This window comes from Anaerococcus obesiensis ph10, assembly GCF_000311745.1.
In the GTDB taxonomy this organism is placed as follows: Bacteria; Bacillota; Clostridia; order Tissierellales; family Peptoniphilaceae; genus Anaerococcus; species Anaerococcus vaginalis.
In genome coordinates, this window is the sequence record NZ_HE978533.1 from 176,077 (window position 1) to 194,637 (window position 18,561).

The window sequence follows — 18,561 nt, forward strand, 5'->3', positions numbered from 1 at the left end:
TGATTTATAATATGAATTGGAGGTACACTATGAAAATATTTAATAAATTATGTGTTTCAATATTGAGCGCAGTATTTTTATTTACTGCCTTAGCCTTACCTGCAAAAGCTTGTACAGGCGTTATAGTTGGTAGCGATTTGACTGAAGATGGTACTACAATTTTTGGTCGTACAGAGGATTTGGAAATAAATCACAACAAGGTTTATAAAATCAATGAAGCTGGCAAATACAAAAAAGGAGAAAAACTTGTAGATGTTTCTTACGCAGAAAAAGGTGGATATGAATTTGAACTTCCACACGATTCTTACCGTTTTACTTCTATAAGTGATACTACTCCTGAATATGGTAAGTTTGATGAGGCTGGCTACAACGAAAAAGGTCTTATGGCTGATATGACTGTTTCTGCATCTGCAAGCGAAGATGTTCAAAAGGTTGATCCATATCTTGATGGAGAAGAAGAAGGAAAGCCAATTGGAATTAGTGAGGCAATAATTACAACAGTTGTATTATCAAGTGCTGACAATGCACTAGATGCTGTAAAATTAATAGCTAATGAAGTTGCTACAAAAGGAGCTGCTGAAGGAAATGCTCTTGTAGTTGCTGACAAAACAGATACTTGGTATGTAGAAATTTATTCAGGCCATGAATTTGTTGCAATGAAATATCCAAAAGATAAATTCTCAGTTTTCCCAAATACTTTCTGGCTAAATGAAGCAAAACTTACAAAAGGCGAAGAAAGTGACAATTATATAATGAGCGAAGACGAAAATTATCTTTATTCTAAAGGAATTTTTGAAACAGCTAAGAAAGCAAAAACTTTTGAAGGAAATGAAGATGATAGAATTATAAATTTGGCAAAATCTTATGCAGAAAAGGAATTCTCTCCATCAAACCGTTCAAGAGTTGCATCAGGAATCAAATTCTTAAATCCTGATTCTAAAATTGATATGGAAACTGAAACTTATGAATTCCTACAAGATGCAAAAAAAGGTTCTATTTCTGTTAAAAATGTAATGGACTTTACAAGAAACAGACTAGAAAATTTTGATTTAGAAGCAAATGACAGAGGAAGAGATGAAACTTATCCAATAGGAAATAGAAATACTATGGAATCACACATCTTCCAAGTTTCAAAAGACGCAGAGGCAACAAATCCTGGAATAATGTGGCTAACACTTGGTTCCCCACTAGTTCAACCATACGTTGCATACTATCCAAACCAAGAAGATGCAATTGATGAAGTTAAAAACGAAACAAATGATCCACAAAAAGATAAGTCACATTATTGGATGGCAATGGATACCCTACACATGGTAGAGGCAAACAGAGATGACTTCATGAAAGACATCACTCCAGAAATTGACAAATTTGAAAAAGAACAAATAGCAAATACAAAAGTTTCAGGAGAAAAAGATCCAACAGAAAAAAATAAAGAAGAAGCTAAAAAAGCATTCGATTTATTAAAAGGATTCAACAAAGACTTAGAAGACAAATACAAAAATTATTTAAAGAAAAACGAATACGAATATACATTCTATGGAAGAAGAGCTACTGAAAACTTCACAGATACAACAATGGAAGTTAAAAAAAATACAAGCGATAAAGCTTTAAATCTTCAAGTTACACCAGACGAAGACGAAAAAGGTGGAAAAATCGAAATAGTAGACTCTTACGGAGAACCTGTAGAAAAATTAAATAATCCAGTAAAAATCTCAGTTCCTAAAAAAGCCTTTGAAAAAGAAGTTGCATTCGGCTCAAAAGATGACAAAATTGATGTAAAAGAAGAAGATGACAAATACGTATTCGAAACAGACAAATCATCAGTAGAATACAAAACAGAAGGCAAAGAAGAAGAGCCAAGCCAATCAAACGATGCATCATCAAAAGAAACATCAGCACAATCATCAAGCAATGAACAAGAAACAAATAAAACAGAAAACAAATCAAACAAAACATTAATAATCATTGCAGTTGCAGTAGTAGCAGCCGTTGTAGCAATATTTTCAAGAAAAAAGAAAAACTAGAAAATAAAATAAACTAAAAGCAAAAAATCGTATTGGTTTTTCCAATACGATTTTTTTGTAAGAAAAATTTTAAAATTTAAGTTTAGAAATTAAATAATAACTTACCTATCTTAACTAAATGAGCATAGCAAATGCGTGGATAGATCTCATTATTTAAGCAAATTCGAATAAATATCGAAAAGAATCCAAGCCTACTTGTCTTGAGTAATTTACCTATTATATATTTTATTATTTAGCAAATTAAAAAATCTCCCCGCGGGGAGATTTTTCATATAATTTTTAGATTAGGTCTAAGGCTTGATTTAAGTCTTCTATTATTTCGTCTGCATCTTCTAGGCCTACTGATAATCTGATTAAGCCTGGTGCTATTCCTGCTTCTTTTAGGGCTTCTTCTGAGTAGGTTGAGTGGGTCATTGTTGCTGGATGCTCAATTAATGTTTCTGCATCGCCTAGACTTACTGCTAGTGAACATAATTTTACGTTGTTCATTACGCATCTTCCTGCTTCGATTCCGCCTTTTACTTCAAATGTTACCATTGCTCCGTAGTCTTTCATTTGTTTTTTAGCTACTTCGTGGTTTTTGAAATCTTCTAGACCTGGATAATATACTTTTTCTACGTTTTTGTGTTTTTGTAATGCTTCTACAACCTTTTTGGTGTTTGCTACGTGTTGTTTCATTCTTACTTCGAGGGTTTTCATTCCTCTAAAGATTAGGAATGCATCGTGAGCTGATAGGACTGAGCCTGTGAAGTCTTTTTGGCCTACTAGTCTTACTTGAGTCATTAATTCTTTTGATCCGCATGAAAATCCTGCTATTACGTCGCCGTGTCCGTTTAGGTATTTGGTTGCTGAATGTACTACTATATCTACGCCAAGTTTTAATGGATTTTGTAGGTATGGTGTTGCAAAGGTATTGTCTGCGATTACTAATGTGTCTTTTGAGTTTGCTTTTGCAAGTTTTACTACTTCTTCTATATCTATTACATCTAGGGTTGGGTTTGCTGGTGTTTCTAGATATACTATTCTCGTGTTGTCTTTTAGATGTTTTTTGACTTCTTCTAGATCTGTCATATCTATAAATTCTACGTCTACGTTGAATTTTGTTATTTCATTTAAAAATGCAAATGTACATCCGTAGAGTGTGCCGCATGCTAGGATATGATCGCCTGCTTTGATAAATGGCCAGATTGATGATGTGATTGCTCCCATTCCTGATGATGTTGATACTGCTGCTTCTGCTCCTTCAAGGGCTGCTAGTTTTTTCTCCAAAGCATCGTTGGTTGGGTTTCCTAGTCTTGAATAGATAAATCCTTCTTCTTCTAGAGCAAATCTTCTTCCACCTTGTTCTGCGTTGTCAAATATAAAGGTTGATGTTTGATATATTGGTAGTCCTAATGAACCGTATGTATCTTTTATTGCGCCTGCGTGTATTGTTTCTGTTGCAAATGATCTTTTTTTGTTTTCTGTCATTTTCTAATCCTTTCATTTCCATTGTTTCATTTTTACCAAATATTTAATATAATATATCCAAAGAGACTAAGGAGATATTATGAATTTAAACAAAATTATTTACGCTATAGAAGTTTCTAAAACAGGTTCTATTTCAAAGGCTGCAAAAAACCTCTACACATCCCAGCCTGCCATTTCCATGGCTATAAATGATCTTGAAAAAGAACTGGGTTTTAAAATTTTTGAGAGAAATCAAAGTGGAACTCAAACAACCGCCAAGGGTCTTGAGTATCTCATAAAATGCCAAGATTTAATCAGCAAGTATAAGGAAATCCAAAGACAATATGCTCCAGATAATAAGGATATTTCTGAGCTTAGAGTGTCAAGTCAGCACTTTAATTTTGCTGTTTCAGCTTTTATGAAATTAATTGACAAGTACAAGGATAATTCTTTCAAATTTTATTTAAAAGAAACCACATCCCTTGATGCCATTAACCACGTTGAAAACGATTATTCTGATCTTGCCTTTATTTACATAAATGAACCTTATAGGCAAGCTATTTTTAATTTATTTAAAGAAAAATCTTTATCTTATGTTACAATTGCAAAGGTCATTCCTCATGTTTTCATTAACAAAGACCATCCATTAGCAAATGAAAATTTGATTAAGATAGATGATCTTTATAATTATCCTATGATAATTTATGAGCAAAATGACACTGAGATTTTACCGGAAGAATTTGTAAACCTACCTGATCACAAACAGGTTATCTATACCCAAGATAGGGGCACGACTTTAGGTCTTATTTCCAACACAAATTCTTTTAATGTTGGAACAGGTTGCCTTCATCCAAATAGTGGATTTCCTAATATCAAAACTGTTAAGCTTGAAAATCCAGAAAATTTATCTATGGATATAGGTTATGTTTACAAATCTTCCAAAAATCTTTCAAAGCTTTGTAAGGAATATTTATCCCTAACTAAGCGTGAGCTTGTTCATTGTCTTCCAAATTTTTAACATGACCTGCAACTTTTGATTCAGCCATATCATATTCAAAATTCCATTTATCTTTTGCAGCTGTAAATGGTACATAGATAGAAACTATGGAAACAACTCCCAAGATAAATTGATACCAGAAATATGGTATGATTTGGAATGGTGCTACAGCGCCTTTTGTAAAGCTTGCAGCTATCAATACTTGAGCAGCATAAGGTACTATTCCTTGGAATACACAAGAGAATGTATCAAGAAGTGATGCAGATCTTCTAGGATCAATCTTATATTCATTACACATTTTCTTTGCGATTGGACCTGAAATAATAATTGCAACAGTATTGTTAGCAATTGCTACGTCAGCAAGAGAAACAAGTGCAGCTATACCAAGCTCGCCAGATTTTTCTCCCTTAGCAAATTTTCTAATTTTTGCAATAATCCAATTAATACCGCCCTCTTTGGTAACCATATTAGAAAGACCACCAATTAACATAGAAAGTAAGAAGATTTCAAACATTCCAGTAAAGCCTTCCCACATAGTTTGAGAAAGAGCAAGCAAGTCAAATCCATTGTTCATAAGAAGAACAATACCAGATAAAACAATACCACCAGTTAAAACTAAAAATACATTAACGCCCATAAGAGCAACTACCAATACGAAAATATAAGGAATAATCTTAATAATATCGTAAGATAAATCTTTTTGAGCAGGTTGACTTTCAGGTGCACCCAAAATTAATAGCAAAATAAAAGTAATTATTCCAGCAGGAAGAGCCATCTTCAAGTTCATCCTAAACTTATCTTTCATTTCACAATTTTGAGTTCTAGTAGCAGCGATAGTTGTATCAGAAATAACAGATAAGTTATCTCCAAACATTGATCCACCAACCAAGGCACCAAGCATCAAAGCCATATTGATACCACCAGATTTAGCAAGACCAACAGCTATAGGTCCAAGAGCAGTAATAGTACCAACAGAAGAACCAGTAGCAATAGAAATGAAACAAGCTATCAAAAATACACCTGCAGTTAAAAATTTAGCAGGAACAAAAGAAAGTCCCAAACCAACTACAGAATCAACTCCACCAGAGGCAGAAGCCAAAGCAGAGAAAGCGCCAGCCAATATGTAAATCAAACACATAATAATAATGTTTGAGTCGCCACAACCTGCAACTAAATTGTCAAATTTCTCATCAATACTTCCACCAAATAATAAAAATGCACTAATAATACCAACAAAAGCTGCAATAGGTGCAGGCAATTGATAAAATGCCATTTCTACTCCTCTTAAATGAAGTACGATACCTGTGGCAAGATAAATAACGATAAAAACCAAAAATGGAATTAACGCCTTTCCTGAAATTTTTTCATTTTCTTTCACAATATTCACCCCTTTTTAAAAATGATTACGTTTTCACTATTATAATACATTAGATTGAAATCGTTGTAAAATACATATAAGTTATGGTGCATATAAGAAAAACTTATAAAAGCTTTTGCACATTTTAGTTGATAAAGGTTCTCATTTGTTTTATAATAAAAAAAAGATTGTATACTTGTTAATCTTTATTTGTAATTTTTTATTTAGAAGGGGTAATTATGATTAAAATTTCAAATTTACATAAGTTTTATGGAAAAAATTCTAACAAGATAGAAGTTTTAAAGGGAATTGATTTATCTTTTGATGAAGGAAAAATAATTTGTATTTTAGGGCCTTCTGGTTCTGGAAAATCTACCTTGTTAAATATTATTGGTGGAATTGAAACAATTGACATAGGAAATGTTAATATTTTTGGTCAAAATTTAGGTAAATTAAATAAAAAAGATTTGGAAATTTTTAGGCGTAATAATTTGGGCTTTGTTTTTCAATTTTATAATTTAATTAGTGATTTAAATGTTATAGAAAATATTGAGCTTGGTAAATTTTTGTCTGATAATCCTCTTGATATTGATGATTTGATAGATAATCTTGGTTTATCTGACCAAAAATATAAATTCCCAAATGAAATTTCTGGAGGTCAAGCGCAAAGAACTTCTATTGCAAGGGCTATGGTAAAAAGCCCTAGAATTTTAATTTGTGATGAGCCAACTGGTGCTCTTGATTATGAAAGTGCCAAGGATGTTTTGAATTTAATTGAAAATTTAAATAAAATTTATAAATCTACGATTTTAATTGCAACTCACAATACTAATATAAGTAAAATGTGTGATATTATTTTAAATTTACATGATGGTAAAATAAAGAATCTTTTTGTAAATTCAAATAAAATATCTGCTAAGGAGGTTTCTTGGTAATGAAAAATCCTCTTAATAAAAGAATTTATAGGCAAATAAAATCTAATCCTTTTAAATTTTTTTCTATTTTTTTAACTTTAACCATTTTAATTATTTTTTCATCATCATTTTTTACTGCCCAACAGTCTATTAAACATTTGTATTACAAGCAAATTGATGATGGAAAAGTTGAGGATGGAGAATTTGTTTGTATTGATAAACTATCTAATAAAACAATCAAAGCCTTGGAAGATCTTTCTTTGAATGTTTATGAAAATTTTTATTTTGAAGAAAAATATAATGATGATAGGACTTTAAGAGTTTTTAAAAATAGAAATAATATCAATATTAGTCAAATTTTTGATGGAAGATTGGCAAATAATGACAATGAAATTGCTATTTCTGCTAATTATGCAAGGGCAAATAAAATAAATATAGGGGATTTTTTGAAAATTAAAAATAAAAAATATCTCGTAACAGGCCTTGTTTCTTTGCCTGACTATTCTACTCTTCTTAAAAATAGGGAAGATATTGTTATGGATACGGGATATTTTGGTGTTTGTCTTTTGTCTTCTAAAACTTTTGATAAGATAAAGGATAAAAAAATTGTTTATAATTATTCCTATCATGATAAATTTTCTAAAAATAGTAAAGTTGCAAATAAAAGGCTTAAAAATTTTGGAAAAATTATCAATAAAAATAATCTAATGATTGATGGTGTTACAAGATATGACAATAAATGCATAACTTATATTATGGATGATATGGATGGGGATGTGCCTACTATGATTTCGGCTAGTATTTTATTATTTATTTCTCTAGCCTTTATTAGTGCTGTGCAAATTAAAAATTTAATTGAAAATGAATCTCCAATAATTGGTTGTCTTTTAGCTTCTGGTTACAAAAAAAAGGAATTATTAAAAAATTATATGGCTATGCCTTTATTTTTGGCAATTTTGGCATCCATTTGTGGAAATTTTATAGCCTTTACTTATTTTTATAAAAAATATGCTGATGTATATTATCTTTCCTTTGAACTACCAAAATTTGAGCTAAATACAAGCTATCTTACCTTTGCATTTACGACTATTTTGCCTATTTTTATATATTTAGTAATTAATTTTTTTGTTGTATATTTTTCTTTAAATCACAATCCTATTGACTTTTTGAGGAAAAATTTATATAAGAAAAATAAAATATCAAAACTTAAATTGAAAAATTTTTCTTTTATGCAAAAGGCAAAACTAAGATTGATATTAAACAACAAACTAAATTTTCTAGCCCTACTATTTGGAATTTTCTTAGCAAATTTGCTTTTGGTTTTCTCTATTTGCCTTGAACCTTCTTTTGAAAATTATGCAAAAAAAATGAAAGATGAGATGAAATATGACCATATTTACTTTGTAAAGACAAAGGATGAACTCATAAAATCAGATATGGCTAGCATTGTGAATGTAAATTTGGTAAATTTTGATGACAAAAAAATTCAAATTTATGGAGTTGATAAAAATAGCAAGTATGATAATGAAAATTTAAATGAGCTTAATAAATATGAAGTTGTTATATCATACGGTCTTGCACAAAGATTTAATCTAGAAAAAAATGATACAATAAAAGTCTTAAACTCTTATAATAATAAAACTAATACCTTAAAGATAAAAAAAATTGATGATAAGATAAAAACTTTGCAAATTTTAACAAATAGACAAAACTTAAATAAATTAATAGGAAAAGATTCCTCATATTTTAATAGCTACTTATCAGATAAAAAGTTAAATATTTCAAAAGAAAATTTAATAACAGAGATAAACAAAAAGGATATGACAAAATTTATGGACCATTTTTTTGACCACTTTAAATTTGTTTTTAAAATTGTCCTTCTTGTTTCGCTAGCCTTTTATTTTATAATAACGAGCGTTATTTCAACAACTATTATTGATAAATCAAAAGAAAATATAAGCTACCTTAAAATATTTGGATTTAAAGATAGAGAAGTTGTAAAAATTTACATCAATACCATACTCTTTTTACTAGTAATTTTTGAGATTGTTCTAATGCCACTACTGAATACAATACTAAAATTTTTAATAAAAATTTCTATGCAAAAACTAGATATTTTTGTAGATATATCTATCCCAAATAAAATATTTGCCTTTGCATTTTTCTTGAGTTTACTTACTTTTATAATTACACAAATTATTGAAAGCTATAAAATTTCAAAATTAGACATGGTAAAAGAGCTTAAAAATATCAATGGATAAATAAAAATTACACCTTGCTATCTGATGCTTTTGCTTATTTTTTTACATCTCCTTTTATATTTGCTAATTTTTTATGTCGATTTCTACAATAAAATTTAAAAAATCAAATTTTGGGTATATCAATATATATGAGTGGAAAATATATATAAAAAAGGAGCTAATAATGAAAATAAAAAATGTAACCATAGCTGGTGGTGGCGTTTTGGGTGCTCAAATTGCATACGTCACAGCTTTTCATGGATTTAATGTAACGATTTGGGGAAGAAGTGAAGGTTCTATTGAAAGAATTAAGCCAAGAATTGAAAATTTACACAATATTTTTTCTAAGGAGCTTATGGCTTGTCCTTCATATATTGGAGCTGAAAATCCAAATTATCCTAGGTCTTTTTTCAAGGATAAAAACGAAATTACTAATGAAAAAATAGAAGAATTAAAAAATGTAAATGAAAAAATTTTTAAAGAAATAAAATACACTACTGACTTAAATGAGGCTTTTTCTGATGCTGATTTTGTTATTGAGGCAATTGCAGAAATTGTTGATCAAAAGAAAGATTTTTATGAAAAAATTTCTTCTTATTTAAAGGAAGATGCAATTATTGCAACAAATTCTTCAACTTTCTTGCCTTCAACATTTAGAGAATATACAGGAAGAGAAGATAAATTTTTAAGTCTTCACTTTGCAAACTCAATTTGGAGACAAAATCTTGCTGAGGTAATGAAGCATGACAAAACAAGTGATGAGGCTTTTGAAAGTGTTATTGAATTTGCAAAAAATATAGGAATGTATCCAGCTGTAATTAAAAAAGAGCAAGCAGGATATATTTTGAATTCTTTGCTTGTTCCATTTATTAACGCTGGTCTAAATCTTTATGGAAATGATGTTGCTGAGCCAAAAGATATTGATATGGATTGGAAAATCGGAACAGGCTCTCCAAGAGGACCTTTCGAAATAATTGATATAGTTGGTATTACAACTGTAATAAATATTTCAAAAACAAATCCTCAAGCAAATGATCCAAATTCTCCAATTGCAAAAGCTATTAAAAAATTGGAAGAAAGAGCTGCCAAAGGCTTAAAGGGTATTGAAACTGGAGAAGGATTTTATAAATATAAATAAAAATATAAGGCGATAAATTATTTTTATCGCCTCAGACTGTTGACAAAGTAGGTGCAAATGCACCTACTTTTTAAACTTCTAAAGGAATGTGTTTAAATTCATTTACATCAAACAATCCTTTGTCTGTCATCTTTATATCCGGTATAACAGGTAGAGCCATAAATCCAAGAGTCATAAATGGATCTATTCCATCTCCTACTCCAAGCTCTTTTGCTTTTTCTAATAATTTCTTGATGTCTTCATGTACTTCTGTCATTGATTTACTACTCATAATGCCTGCTATATCAAGTCTTAAAGACCCTTCTAATTTTCCATTTGAAGATATTGCCATTCCACCACTCATCTCATCTATTTTCTTTATTACGTTTAGCATATCTTCATCATTGTCCCCAATAACAACTAAATTATGGCTATCGTGTGCTATTGTAGTTCCAACAGCGGCATTTTTTATATCATATCCCTTTATCAATCCTATTGCTATTGCAGAATTTCCGGTGTGTCTTTCAATTACCACTATTTTTCTTATTCCGTCATCTGAGTATTCGAAGTAACCATCTTTTACATCTACATCACAGATAATTTTCTTAGTTAAAAGTGATTCTTTTTCCATTTCAATTACATGGACTCTGTTTGAATTCAATCTAAGTTTTAAATCTTCTAATTTAAAATCTCTTATATTCATTTTTGAAAGTACCTTTGGAGAAAGTTTTTGTGGAAAATCTACTATTACTTTTCCATCTTCTGCTACTTTCTTGCCTCCAATGAAAACTGCTTTTGCGTTTATGTTATTCAAATCATCGAACAAAAAGAAATCTGCAACATACCCCGGTGCAATTGCCCCTGAATTTTCCATTTTGTAACACTGAGCCGGATTTAAAGTTGCCATTTTAATTGCATCTAAAGGTTCCATCCCCAATTTAATTGCTTTTCTCACATTGTTATCTACATTTCCATCTTTTAACAAGTCTTGCGGATGTCTATCATCTGTACAGAAGAAACAACGACTTATGTTATCTTTTGTAACTCCTTTTATCAGTGCTTCTAAATTTTTAGCAGCTGTACCTTCTCTTAATTGAATGTACATTCCTCGGCGAATCTTTTCTTTCATTTCATCTACAGCTGAACACTCATGGTCTGTTGAAATACCAGCTAGTACATAATCGTCCAACGCCTTTGCTGATAAAAGTGGGGCGTGTCCATCTACTACCTTATTGCTATTTTTAGCCAAGTCAATTTTTTCCAAGATGTCTTCTGATCGATTTACTGTTCCAACAAAATCCATCATTTCTCCTAAGCCCAAAACTCTCGGATTATTTATCATCTCTTTATAATCGCAAGCTTTTAAAATAGCTCCACTTGTTTCAAATGGTGTACATGGAACGCATGATGGCAACATTACATATACATGTGCCGGTAGATCTTTTGTTTCATCTATTATGTATTCAAGCCCATCAAGCCCACACACATTTGCTATCTCATGTGGATCTGCTATTATAGTTGAAACTCCTCTTGCAACTAAACATTTTAAAAATTCAGCTGGAGATACCATAGAAGACTCTATGTGCACGTGTCCGTCAGTCATAGTTGGTGATAGGTAGGATCCTTTTGCATCTACAATCTCATCTGCATCTTCATAATCTCCAATGCCAATAATTTTTCCATTCTTCACCGCTACATTTCCCTTGTAAATTTCATTTTGAAACACATCTATTACTTTGACATCTTTTATTATCAAATCCGCTTTCATATCACTCTTTAACATTTCTCTCTCCTTATAAAAATAACATTTTAACTAAAGACAAAATTCCCATAGCATACATTGGTAAAGATATTTGTTTAAATTTACCAGTTATAATATTTAATACTACATAAGATAAAATTCCTATCATAATACCATCCACAATACTGTAAGTAAGAGGAATTATGATAAAGGTTAAAAATGCAGGTATAGCTTCTATTATATTATCAAAATCTATAGCTTTTACTGCACTTGTCACTGCCATAAGTCCTGTTCGCCCTCCCTCTTCTATGCCGGCTGAAGTTTCTAATGTTGTTCCCACAATACTTGTTCCTAAACACCCCGCTACAATTGTTCCTAAAGAATCTACTAGAAAAGATTTATTCATATCTTTTGCTTCATTATTTTCATCTGTTAATCCCGCTTTTATTGAAAGGCCTGTTACAGTCCCTATATTGTTAAAAATAGACATGAAAATGAAAACGAATACACATACAGCCATGTCTGTAGTAAAAATTTAATGAGCAGTTAAACAGAAACAATCAGCCCAGATATTATAACATTCATTAAAAATTTAATAATATTAGAAAACCCTGGAGATTTTTCCTGGGTTTGTCTTCATTCTGAGGCGATAAATTATTTTTATCGCCTTTTAAATTTTTGTAAGCCCAGCTAATCCAAATAAATAATTTAAAAATTATTTCTCAAAATCTTCCCTCAAAATACCATAAACACAAGAATCAACAATCCCCTGATTATTATAATCAGCCTTTCTTAACCTACCCTCATAAACAAGACCACATTTTTCCATAACCTTGCCAGAATAAGGATTATTAGGATCATGAGAAGATTCGATCCTATCAAAACCAAGAGAAAATAAAAAAGAAATTATAGCAGAAAAAGCCTCAGAGGTATATCCCATATTCCAAAATTTTTTCCCAATACAATAACCAATATGACAAGAATTAACTCTTTTATCAATAGAAATCACACTAATAGTTCCAATCGGTTCAGCTAATTCTTTAAGTTCAATAATCCATTGAAAAAAATCATCATTTTTATAAGAATCAACCCAGTTTTTTATAACTTTTTCACTTTCAAAAACATTTTTATGAGCTTTCCATCTTAAAAACTTAGTAACTTCCTCATCACACATCCAATTCTTATAAGCCAAAGAGGCATCAGAAATCTTAGCCTTTCTTAAAATTAATCTATTAGTAAAAATTTTTTTAGTTAAATTCATAAAATTTATCCTCATTATTAAATATTTTTACATATATATTAACATACTAGATTTTCAAAAGTAAACTAAAACTTTAAATAAATTAAAACAAAAAAAATGAGCTGTTGAAACAACCCATTTTTTATTAATTTTTTTAAATTTCTTTTATTATTTTTAGCTTATATGTTACTATTGTTTCGCCATTTTCTCTTTGCATTTTTTAAATTATATTTTTCTCCACACAAAAGTTTTATCCTATTATTTACATTTTCCATGCCTATTCCTCCAAGTTTTGTTGGAATATTTTCTTTTTTTCTTTTGGACCAAGTCCGTTATCTATAATCTTTATTATTAAATATTCTGAATTTTTTTCTACTATAATTTTAATGTAAGACTTGGATTTTTTTTCTCTTATTCCGTGATAAATTGCATTTTCAATTATTGGTTGGAGTATTAATTTTGGAACGTATAGGCTGCTTGTTTGTATTTTTTTTATAAATTCGTAGGTAAATTTATTGTCATATCTTATTTTTTGTATATCTAGATAATTTTTTGCGTGTTCTATTTCCTTATCAAGTTTTACGAAATCTTCATCAATGTTTAGGCTGTTTCTTAAAAGCATCCCTAAATTTTTGGTTACTTTTATTGCTTTTTCATTTTCGCCAAATTCTACAAGCCACAAAATTGTATCCAAGGTATTGTATAAAAAATGTGGATTTATTTGGCTTTGGAGAGCTTTGACTTGGTAGGTTCTTTTTTGTTCTTCTTTTTTTTCTATATCTTCTGTTAGAACAAAAATCCTATCTATTAGGTTGTTGTATTCTTTTGTTAAGATTTGTATTTCACTTGATGCTTGAGGGAGTGATTCTATTTTATATAATTTTTTGTCGGTTTTTTTGATTTCTCCAATCAAATAAATTATTGGTTTGCTTATTTTTTTTGACACAAAAATCGACACTAACAAAGTCAAAACAAAAACGATTAGGGCAAGAATTAGGGAGCTTTCTATTAATTGTTTTTTTAAATTAGAAATTGCGTTTGAAAAGGAAATTCCTACCAGCTTCCATTGGGTATTTGGAATAAAAACATTGGATGAAACAAAATCCATTTTTTCTGGTTTCATCCTCTTTTTTAAAAGTTTTTCGTAATCTTTTTTGCCAAAATCTTCCATATTTTTTGATTTAAAAAGGAGTTCTTCTTCTGAGGACAAAATAAAAACATAGCCATATTTGCCAAAATTTATTGTCGATAAAAAATCTTCCAAAAATTTATAGGAAAGATTTATAACCACAAAGCCCAATCTTTTGTTGTTTTTATCTTTAATTTCTTTGGAAATACTTATTATATTTTTTGACGAATCGCTAGATATTTTTGAAAAATCAGCCTTGCTTGCAAATGCCATATTATTTGAATTTATAAGTTTCTTATACCAAGAAATATTTTTCATATCCTTATTTGTTTCTAAATTTACTTTCTCATTTGAAATAATATTTCCATTTTCAGAAACTAGGAAAATTTTTTTTATAAATTCATCACTTTTTTCGCTAACTTTTATTATGTCCTTCAAATTTTTAAAATCTGTCTTATCATCCATTATATTTTGACTTTCGGCTGACATAGCCAACAGACTTGCAAGGTTTTTGTTTTTTTCTAGATAGCTTGCCACATAAATACTTGCATTTTTGACTTCTTGGCTTGTTTCTTCTTTTTCATATGTCATAAGCTTTGAAGAACTTTGCTTGTACCAAGAAAAAAGCATTAGAGATATTATAAGAATAGAAATTACAAAAAAGCAAGCACTTATTTTGAATTCTATTTTTTTGAAAATCTTTTTCATTTATTTTTTCCTAATTTGTTTTGGACTTTTGCCAAAATATTTTTTAAATTTATTAGAAAAATATGAAACATCATAGATACCAACGGCATCTGCTATCTCTTGATTTTTCATATCGCTTGTCAAAAGCAAAATCCTTGCCTTTTCCATTCTCAATTTATTGGATAAATCTTGGAAGGATAGACCGTAAATTTCTTTTATTAAACTGCTTAAATAATTATTATTGTAACCAATGTCGCTTGCCATCTTATTTAAAGAAAAATCTTCACAAAATACATTTTTATCAATATATTTTTTTATATCTTCATAAGATTCTTTTGCCTTTAAATTCTTATCATTATACTCTTTCAAAGACTCATTTTTTCTGTTAATATTAAGCTTATTTACAGCAGTTTTTAACATATATTCTACATCTTTTTTGCTAACAGGTTTTAAAATATAATCATCTACCTTTGCCCTAATAGCAGCTTGGGCATAATCAAAATAATTGTAGCCTGTAAGAATTAACAAGTAAGAATCTGGATTTTTCTCCTTTATTTTTTTACTAGCACTAAGACCATCAACTATAGGCATATTTATATCCATTATAACTATATCTATCTTGTTTTTTAAAGCCAAATCAACAGCCTCTTTCCCATTTTCCGCCTCAAAAACTTGATCGATTTCCAAATTTTCAAAATCTATTAAATTTTTTATGCCCTTTCTTATGATAGATTCATCATCTGCTATTAACAATTTATACATAATCCCCTACTTTACAAGATGTTTTAAATATCCATATCCCCTATCTTCCATATCTTTAAGTGGAATAAATTTAATCGAAGCTGAATTTATACAAAAACGAAGACCGCCAAGTTCTTTAGGGCCATCATTAAAAACATGTCCCAAATGAGAATCCCCAGACCTACTTCTCACTTCAGTTCTGTTCATATTATACGACTTATCTTCACGATATGTCACAACATCTTTGGCTATTGGCTTAGAAAAAGATGGCCAACCACAACCCGAATCAAATTTATCACTTGATGAAAACAAAGGCTCTCCAGTTGCTACATCAACATAAATACCTTTTTCCTTATTATCCCAATATTCATTAGAAAAAGAAGATTCAGTTTCATTTTTTTGAGTAACCCTATACTGAATATCCGTAAGTTTTCTTTTCAAATCATCATCCGATGGTTTTGGATATTTAGCAGGGTCAATCACAACTTCACTCGCCTTTGACAAGTCGATATGGCAATATCCATTTGGATTTTTCCTCAAATAATCTTGATGATAATCTTCAGCCACAGTAAAATTTTTAAGTTTCATATTTTCAACCACAATTTTTTCGCTGTATTTTTTTGCCTGAAAGTTCATAACCTTATCAATAACTTCCTTATCAGAATCATCCACATAATAAATCCCAGTCCTATATTGACTTCCCCTATCATTTCCTTGTTTATTAAGGCTAGTTGGATCAATTATTTTAAAATAATGATTAAGCAAGTCCTCAAGCTTTATTTTTTTACTATCATAAGTTACTTCCACAGTTTCCGCATAGCCACTTTTGCCACTACTTACCGTTTTATAAGTCGGATTATTAACCTTTCCATTTGCATAACCACTTACAGCATCATAAACCCCATAAATTCTTTGCATATATTCCTCAACACCCCAAAAACAACCACCAGCTAGGTAGATTTTTTTAAGATCATCCTTAGAATAATTTTCCTTTTCCTTATCCATATCTTTTTGATTTTCCATTTCCTTTAAATTTTTCTTATTATTAGAGTCAATAATTTCATCAATTTTTTTGCTAATTTCCTCATTTGTGCTAGAAATATTTCCATTATCCTTAGACTTATTCTTAGATTTATTAGAACAAGCCACCAAAAAGATAGCACAAATCAAAAAAACAAAAATAAATTTACTTTTCATACAAAACTCCTATTTAATCTGTTTAAAAATTTCATTAATAGTATCCTTATCCAAAGCCCCCGGAGCAACCTTGACAAGCTTACCCTCAGAATCCAAAAATACATTTGTAGGAGTAGATTTAACATTAAATTTTTTAATAAAATCCCCACTCGTATCATACAAAGTATTAATATTTTTATATTCCAAACCATCAAACCATTTAATAAAATCCTTCTTAGATTTTTCCCCCATTTGGTCAGGAGCAACCACACTTACAACCTGATAATCCCCATCACTATTAGACAATTCATCTAATTCGCCAAGACTTGACAAACAAATAGGACACCAAGAAGCCCAAAACTTAATATAAGTTTTCTTCCCCTTAAAAGACTCCAAAGAAACCTTGTTTCCGTCCCTATCCTCAAGATTCAAAGAATTATCACTATCTTTATTTTCCTTACTATTACTTGAAATATTTTTATCCTTCATATCATTCATATTTTTATCCGCCGATTTTTCACTAGAGCATGCACTAAGAGCAAAAGCTATCACTAAAAACGGTATCGCTAAAGATTTTTTCATATATCCTCCTAAATAAATAAATTATTAAAAAATGAAGTAAGATTAGGCAATTGATTAGTCATAAGAACAACGCCCATTACCATTATCAAAAATCCACCCAAACGTTTCATAAAAATAAGATGCTTTCTAAAAAAATCAAAATTTTTATTAAGAGTAGAAGATAAAACAGCCATCAATAAAAATGGAACCATAAGGCCAAACGAATAAACTAGCATCATAAAAGCCCCATAAAATTCCTTACCACTGCTTGCAGAAGTAAGAAGAACCGCTCCAAGAATTGGACCAACACAAGGTGTCCAACCCAAAGAAAAAGAAAGCCCCATAAGATAAGTCCCCAAAGCCTTAGTTTTCTTATTTTTAAAATTAACAGTCTTAGTAACATTCAATCTTTCAATATTAATAATTTCCATTTGATGAAGACCTAACAAAAACACAATAAGTCCCCCAATAAAAATTACCCATCTATTATTGACAAATTTTCCAAAAAAACCTGCACCAAAACCCAAAATAACAAAACTAGTAGCAAGACCCAAAATAAAAGTCATAGTTTTAATAATAGCACCAATATTTATATAAATTTTTCCAAATTTAAAATTTTTATATTCTCCCCTTTGATCCGTAATGATACCAATATAAGCAGGCATCAAAGAAAAAGTACAAGGAGCAAAAAACGATAAAAAGCCAGCAATAAAAACCGAGCTTAAAAGTAATTGATTTTCAATCATAAATACCTCCTTTTTTTTATAATATAATTATAAAATCAAAGGAAAAATAATAGAATAGAAATATCTTATGTAAAATATAAAAATAATCAGATATTAAAAAATAAAATAAAAATACAAGCAAAAAGAAATTTAAAATCAAAAAAAATATATTTATAGACAACAAAAAAGACTAGCTTATGCTAGTCTTGATTGTTTGGCAACTTCCTAGTCTCCCGGGAGGTCTCCCTCCGAGTACCATCGGCGTTAGAAGGCTTAACTTCTGTGTTCGGTATGGGAACAGGTGTATCCCTTCTGCCATCGTCACCATATTCATGACCTAACCCGAAAACTTGTTTTCGTTGGTAGGTCAGATGTCGCGTAGTCCAAATCTTTGATTTGGCTAACGGAGCCGACTCCCCAACTTAATGTTTAGGTTAGTTCTTCAATTTTTACCTTTTTAATT

15 protein-coding genes and 1 rRNA gene are annotated in these 18,561 nt (G+C 29.9%); 5 read left to right on the forward strand and 11 right to left on the reverse strand.

Translation table 11 applies throughout. The annotated features are described in order from the left end of the window. Nucleotides 1–29: 29 nt before the first annotated feature. Nucleotides 30–2,024: a C69 family dipeptidase gene (locus HGAG_RS10150; RefSeq protein WP_019119036.1), complete on the forward strand. Its 1,995-nt coding sequence runs from the start codon at nt 30–32 to the stop codon at nt 2,022–2,024. 279 nt (nt 2,025–2,303) lie between these two features. On the opposite strand, the gene megL is transcribed toward HGAG_RS10150, so the two are convergent. Beyond that, on the reverse strand, nt 2,304–3,494 hold the full coding sequence (gene megL, locus HGAG_RS10155; RefSeq protein WP_019119037.1) for a methionine gamma-lyase: 1,191 nt from the start codon (nt 3,492–3,494) through the stop codon (nt 2,304–2,306). A gap of 79 nt (nt 3,495–3,573) precedes the next feature. Here megL and HGAG_RS10160 point away from each other — a divergent pair, with 79 nt between their 5' ends. Then, nucleotides 3,574–4,491, forward strand: a complete 918-nt coding sequence (locus HGAG_RS10160; protein ID WP_004839646.1) for a LysR family transcriptional regulator — start codon at nt 3,574–3,576, stop codon at nt 4,489–4,491. Here the strand turns inward: HGAG_RS10160 and HGAG_RS10165 are convergent. Beyond that, nucleotides 4,454–5,848 carry a Na+/H+ antiporter NhaC family protein gene (locus HGAG_RS10165; protein ID WP_019119038.1) on the reverse strand — a complete coding sequence of 465 codons (1,395 nt, stop codon included), beginning with the start codon at nt 5,846–5,848 and terminating at the stop codon, nt 4,454–4,456. The genes HGAG_RS10160 and HGAG_RS10165 overlap by 38 nt on opposite strands. Nucleotides 5,849–6,066: 218 nt before the next feature. Between HGAG_RS10165 and HGAG_RS10170 the strand changes: the two genes are divergently transcribed. The 3 genes from HGAG_RS10170 to HGAG_RS10180 all read left to right on the forward strand — a co-directional run bounded on the left by HGAG_RS10170 (nt 6,067) and on the right by HGAG_RS10180 (nt 10,119). Next, nucleotides 6,067–6,762 (forward strand): ABC transporter ATP-binding protein, encoded by a 696-nt coding sequence (locus tag HGAG_RS10170; RefSeq protein ID WP_019119039.1) that lies wholly within the window; start codon nt 6,067–6,069, stop codon nt 6,760–6,762. Next, complete coding sequence (locus HGAG_RS10175; protein ID WP_019119040.1) at nt 6,762–9,002, forward strand: ABC transporter permease; 2,241 nt, start codon at nt 6,762–6,764, stop codon at nt 9,000–9,002. The genes HGAG_RS10170 and HGAG_RS10175 overlap by 1 nt, the downstream gene beginning before the upstream one ends. 163 nt (nt 9,003–9,165) lie before the next feature. Further along, nucleotides 9,166–10,119: a 3-hydroxyacyl-CoA dehydrogenase gene (locus tag HGAG_RS10180; RefSeq protein ID WP_019119041.1), complete on the forward strand. Its 954-nt coding sequence runs from the start codon at nt 9,166–9,168 to the stop codon at nt 10,117–10,119. A gap of 70 nt (nt 10,120–10,189) precedes the next feature. Here HGAG_RS10180 and ade read toward each other — a convergent pair whose 3' ends face one another. From ade to rrf, 9 genes are all read right to left on the reverse strand, one after another. After that, nucleotides 10,190–11,881 carry an adenine deaminase gene (ade, locus tag HGAG_RS10185; RefSeq protein WP_019119042.1) on the reverse strand — a complete coding sequence of 564 codons (1,692 nt, stop codon included), beginning with the start codon at nt 11,879–11,881 and terminating at the stop codon, nt 10,190–10,192. Nucleotides 11,882–11,891: 10 nt separating this feature from the next. Beyond that, nucleotides 11,892–12,359 carry a solute carrier family 23 protein gene (locus HGAG_RS10190; protein WP_154645853.1) on the reverse strand — a complete coding sequence of 156 codons (468 nt, stop codon included), beginning with the start codon at nt 12,357–12,359 and terminating at the stop codon, nt 11,892–11,894. Between the two features lie 195 nt (nt 12,360–12,554). Beyond that, nucleotides 12,555–13,100, reverse strand: coding sequence for a GNAT family N-acetyltransferase (locus HGAG_RS10195; RefSeq protein WP_019119044.1), 546 nt, complete (start codon nt 13,098–13,100; stop codon nt 12,555–12,557). A gap of 256 nt (nt 13,101–13,356) precedes the next feature. Further along, on the reverse strand, nt 13,357–14,916 hold the full coding sequence (locus HGAG_RS11060) for a sensor histidine kinase (protein ID WP_019119046.1): 1,560 nt from the start codon (nt 14,914–14,916) through the stop codon (nt 13,357–13,359). Continuing rightward, entirely contained in the window at nt 14,917–15,657 is a 741-nt protein-coding gene (locus HGAG_RS10205; protein WP_019119047.1) for a response regulator transcription factor, read from the reverse strand. Between the two features lie 6 nt (nt 15,658–15,663). Continuing rightward, nucleotides 15,664–16,833, reverse strand: coding sequence for a peptide-methionine (R)-S-oxide reductase MsrB (msrB, locus tag HGAG_RS10210; RefSeq protein ID WP_019119048.1), 1,170 nt, complete (start codon nt 16,831–16,833; stop codon nt 15,664–15,666). A 9-nt stretch (nt 16,834–16,842) separates the two neighbouring features. Beyond that, the gene (locus HGAG_RS10215; protein ID WP_019119049.1) at nt 16,843–17,394 is read right to left on the reverse strand and encodes a redoxin family protein; all 552 of its coding nucleotides are present in this window, start codon (nt 17,392–17,394) and stop codon (nt 16,843–16,845) included. 8 nt (nt 17,395–17,402) lie between these two features. Further along, the gene (locus HGAG_RS10220; RefSeq protein ID WP_004839634.1) at nt 17,403–18,119 is read right to left on the reverse strand and encodes a cytochrome c biogenesis CcdA family protein; all 717 of its coding nucleotides are present in this window, start codon (nt 18,117–18,119) and stop codon (nt 17,403–17,405) included. A gap of 191 nt (nt 18,120–18,310) precedes the next feature. Beyond that, nucleotides 18,311–18,427, reverse strand: a 5S ribosomal RNA gene (gene rrf / locus HGAG_RS10225). Between the last annotated feature and the right edge of the window lie 134 nt (nt 18,428–18,561).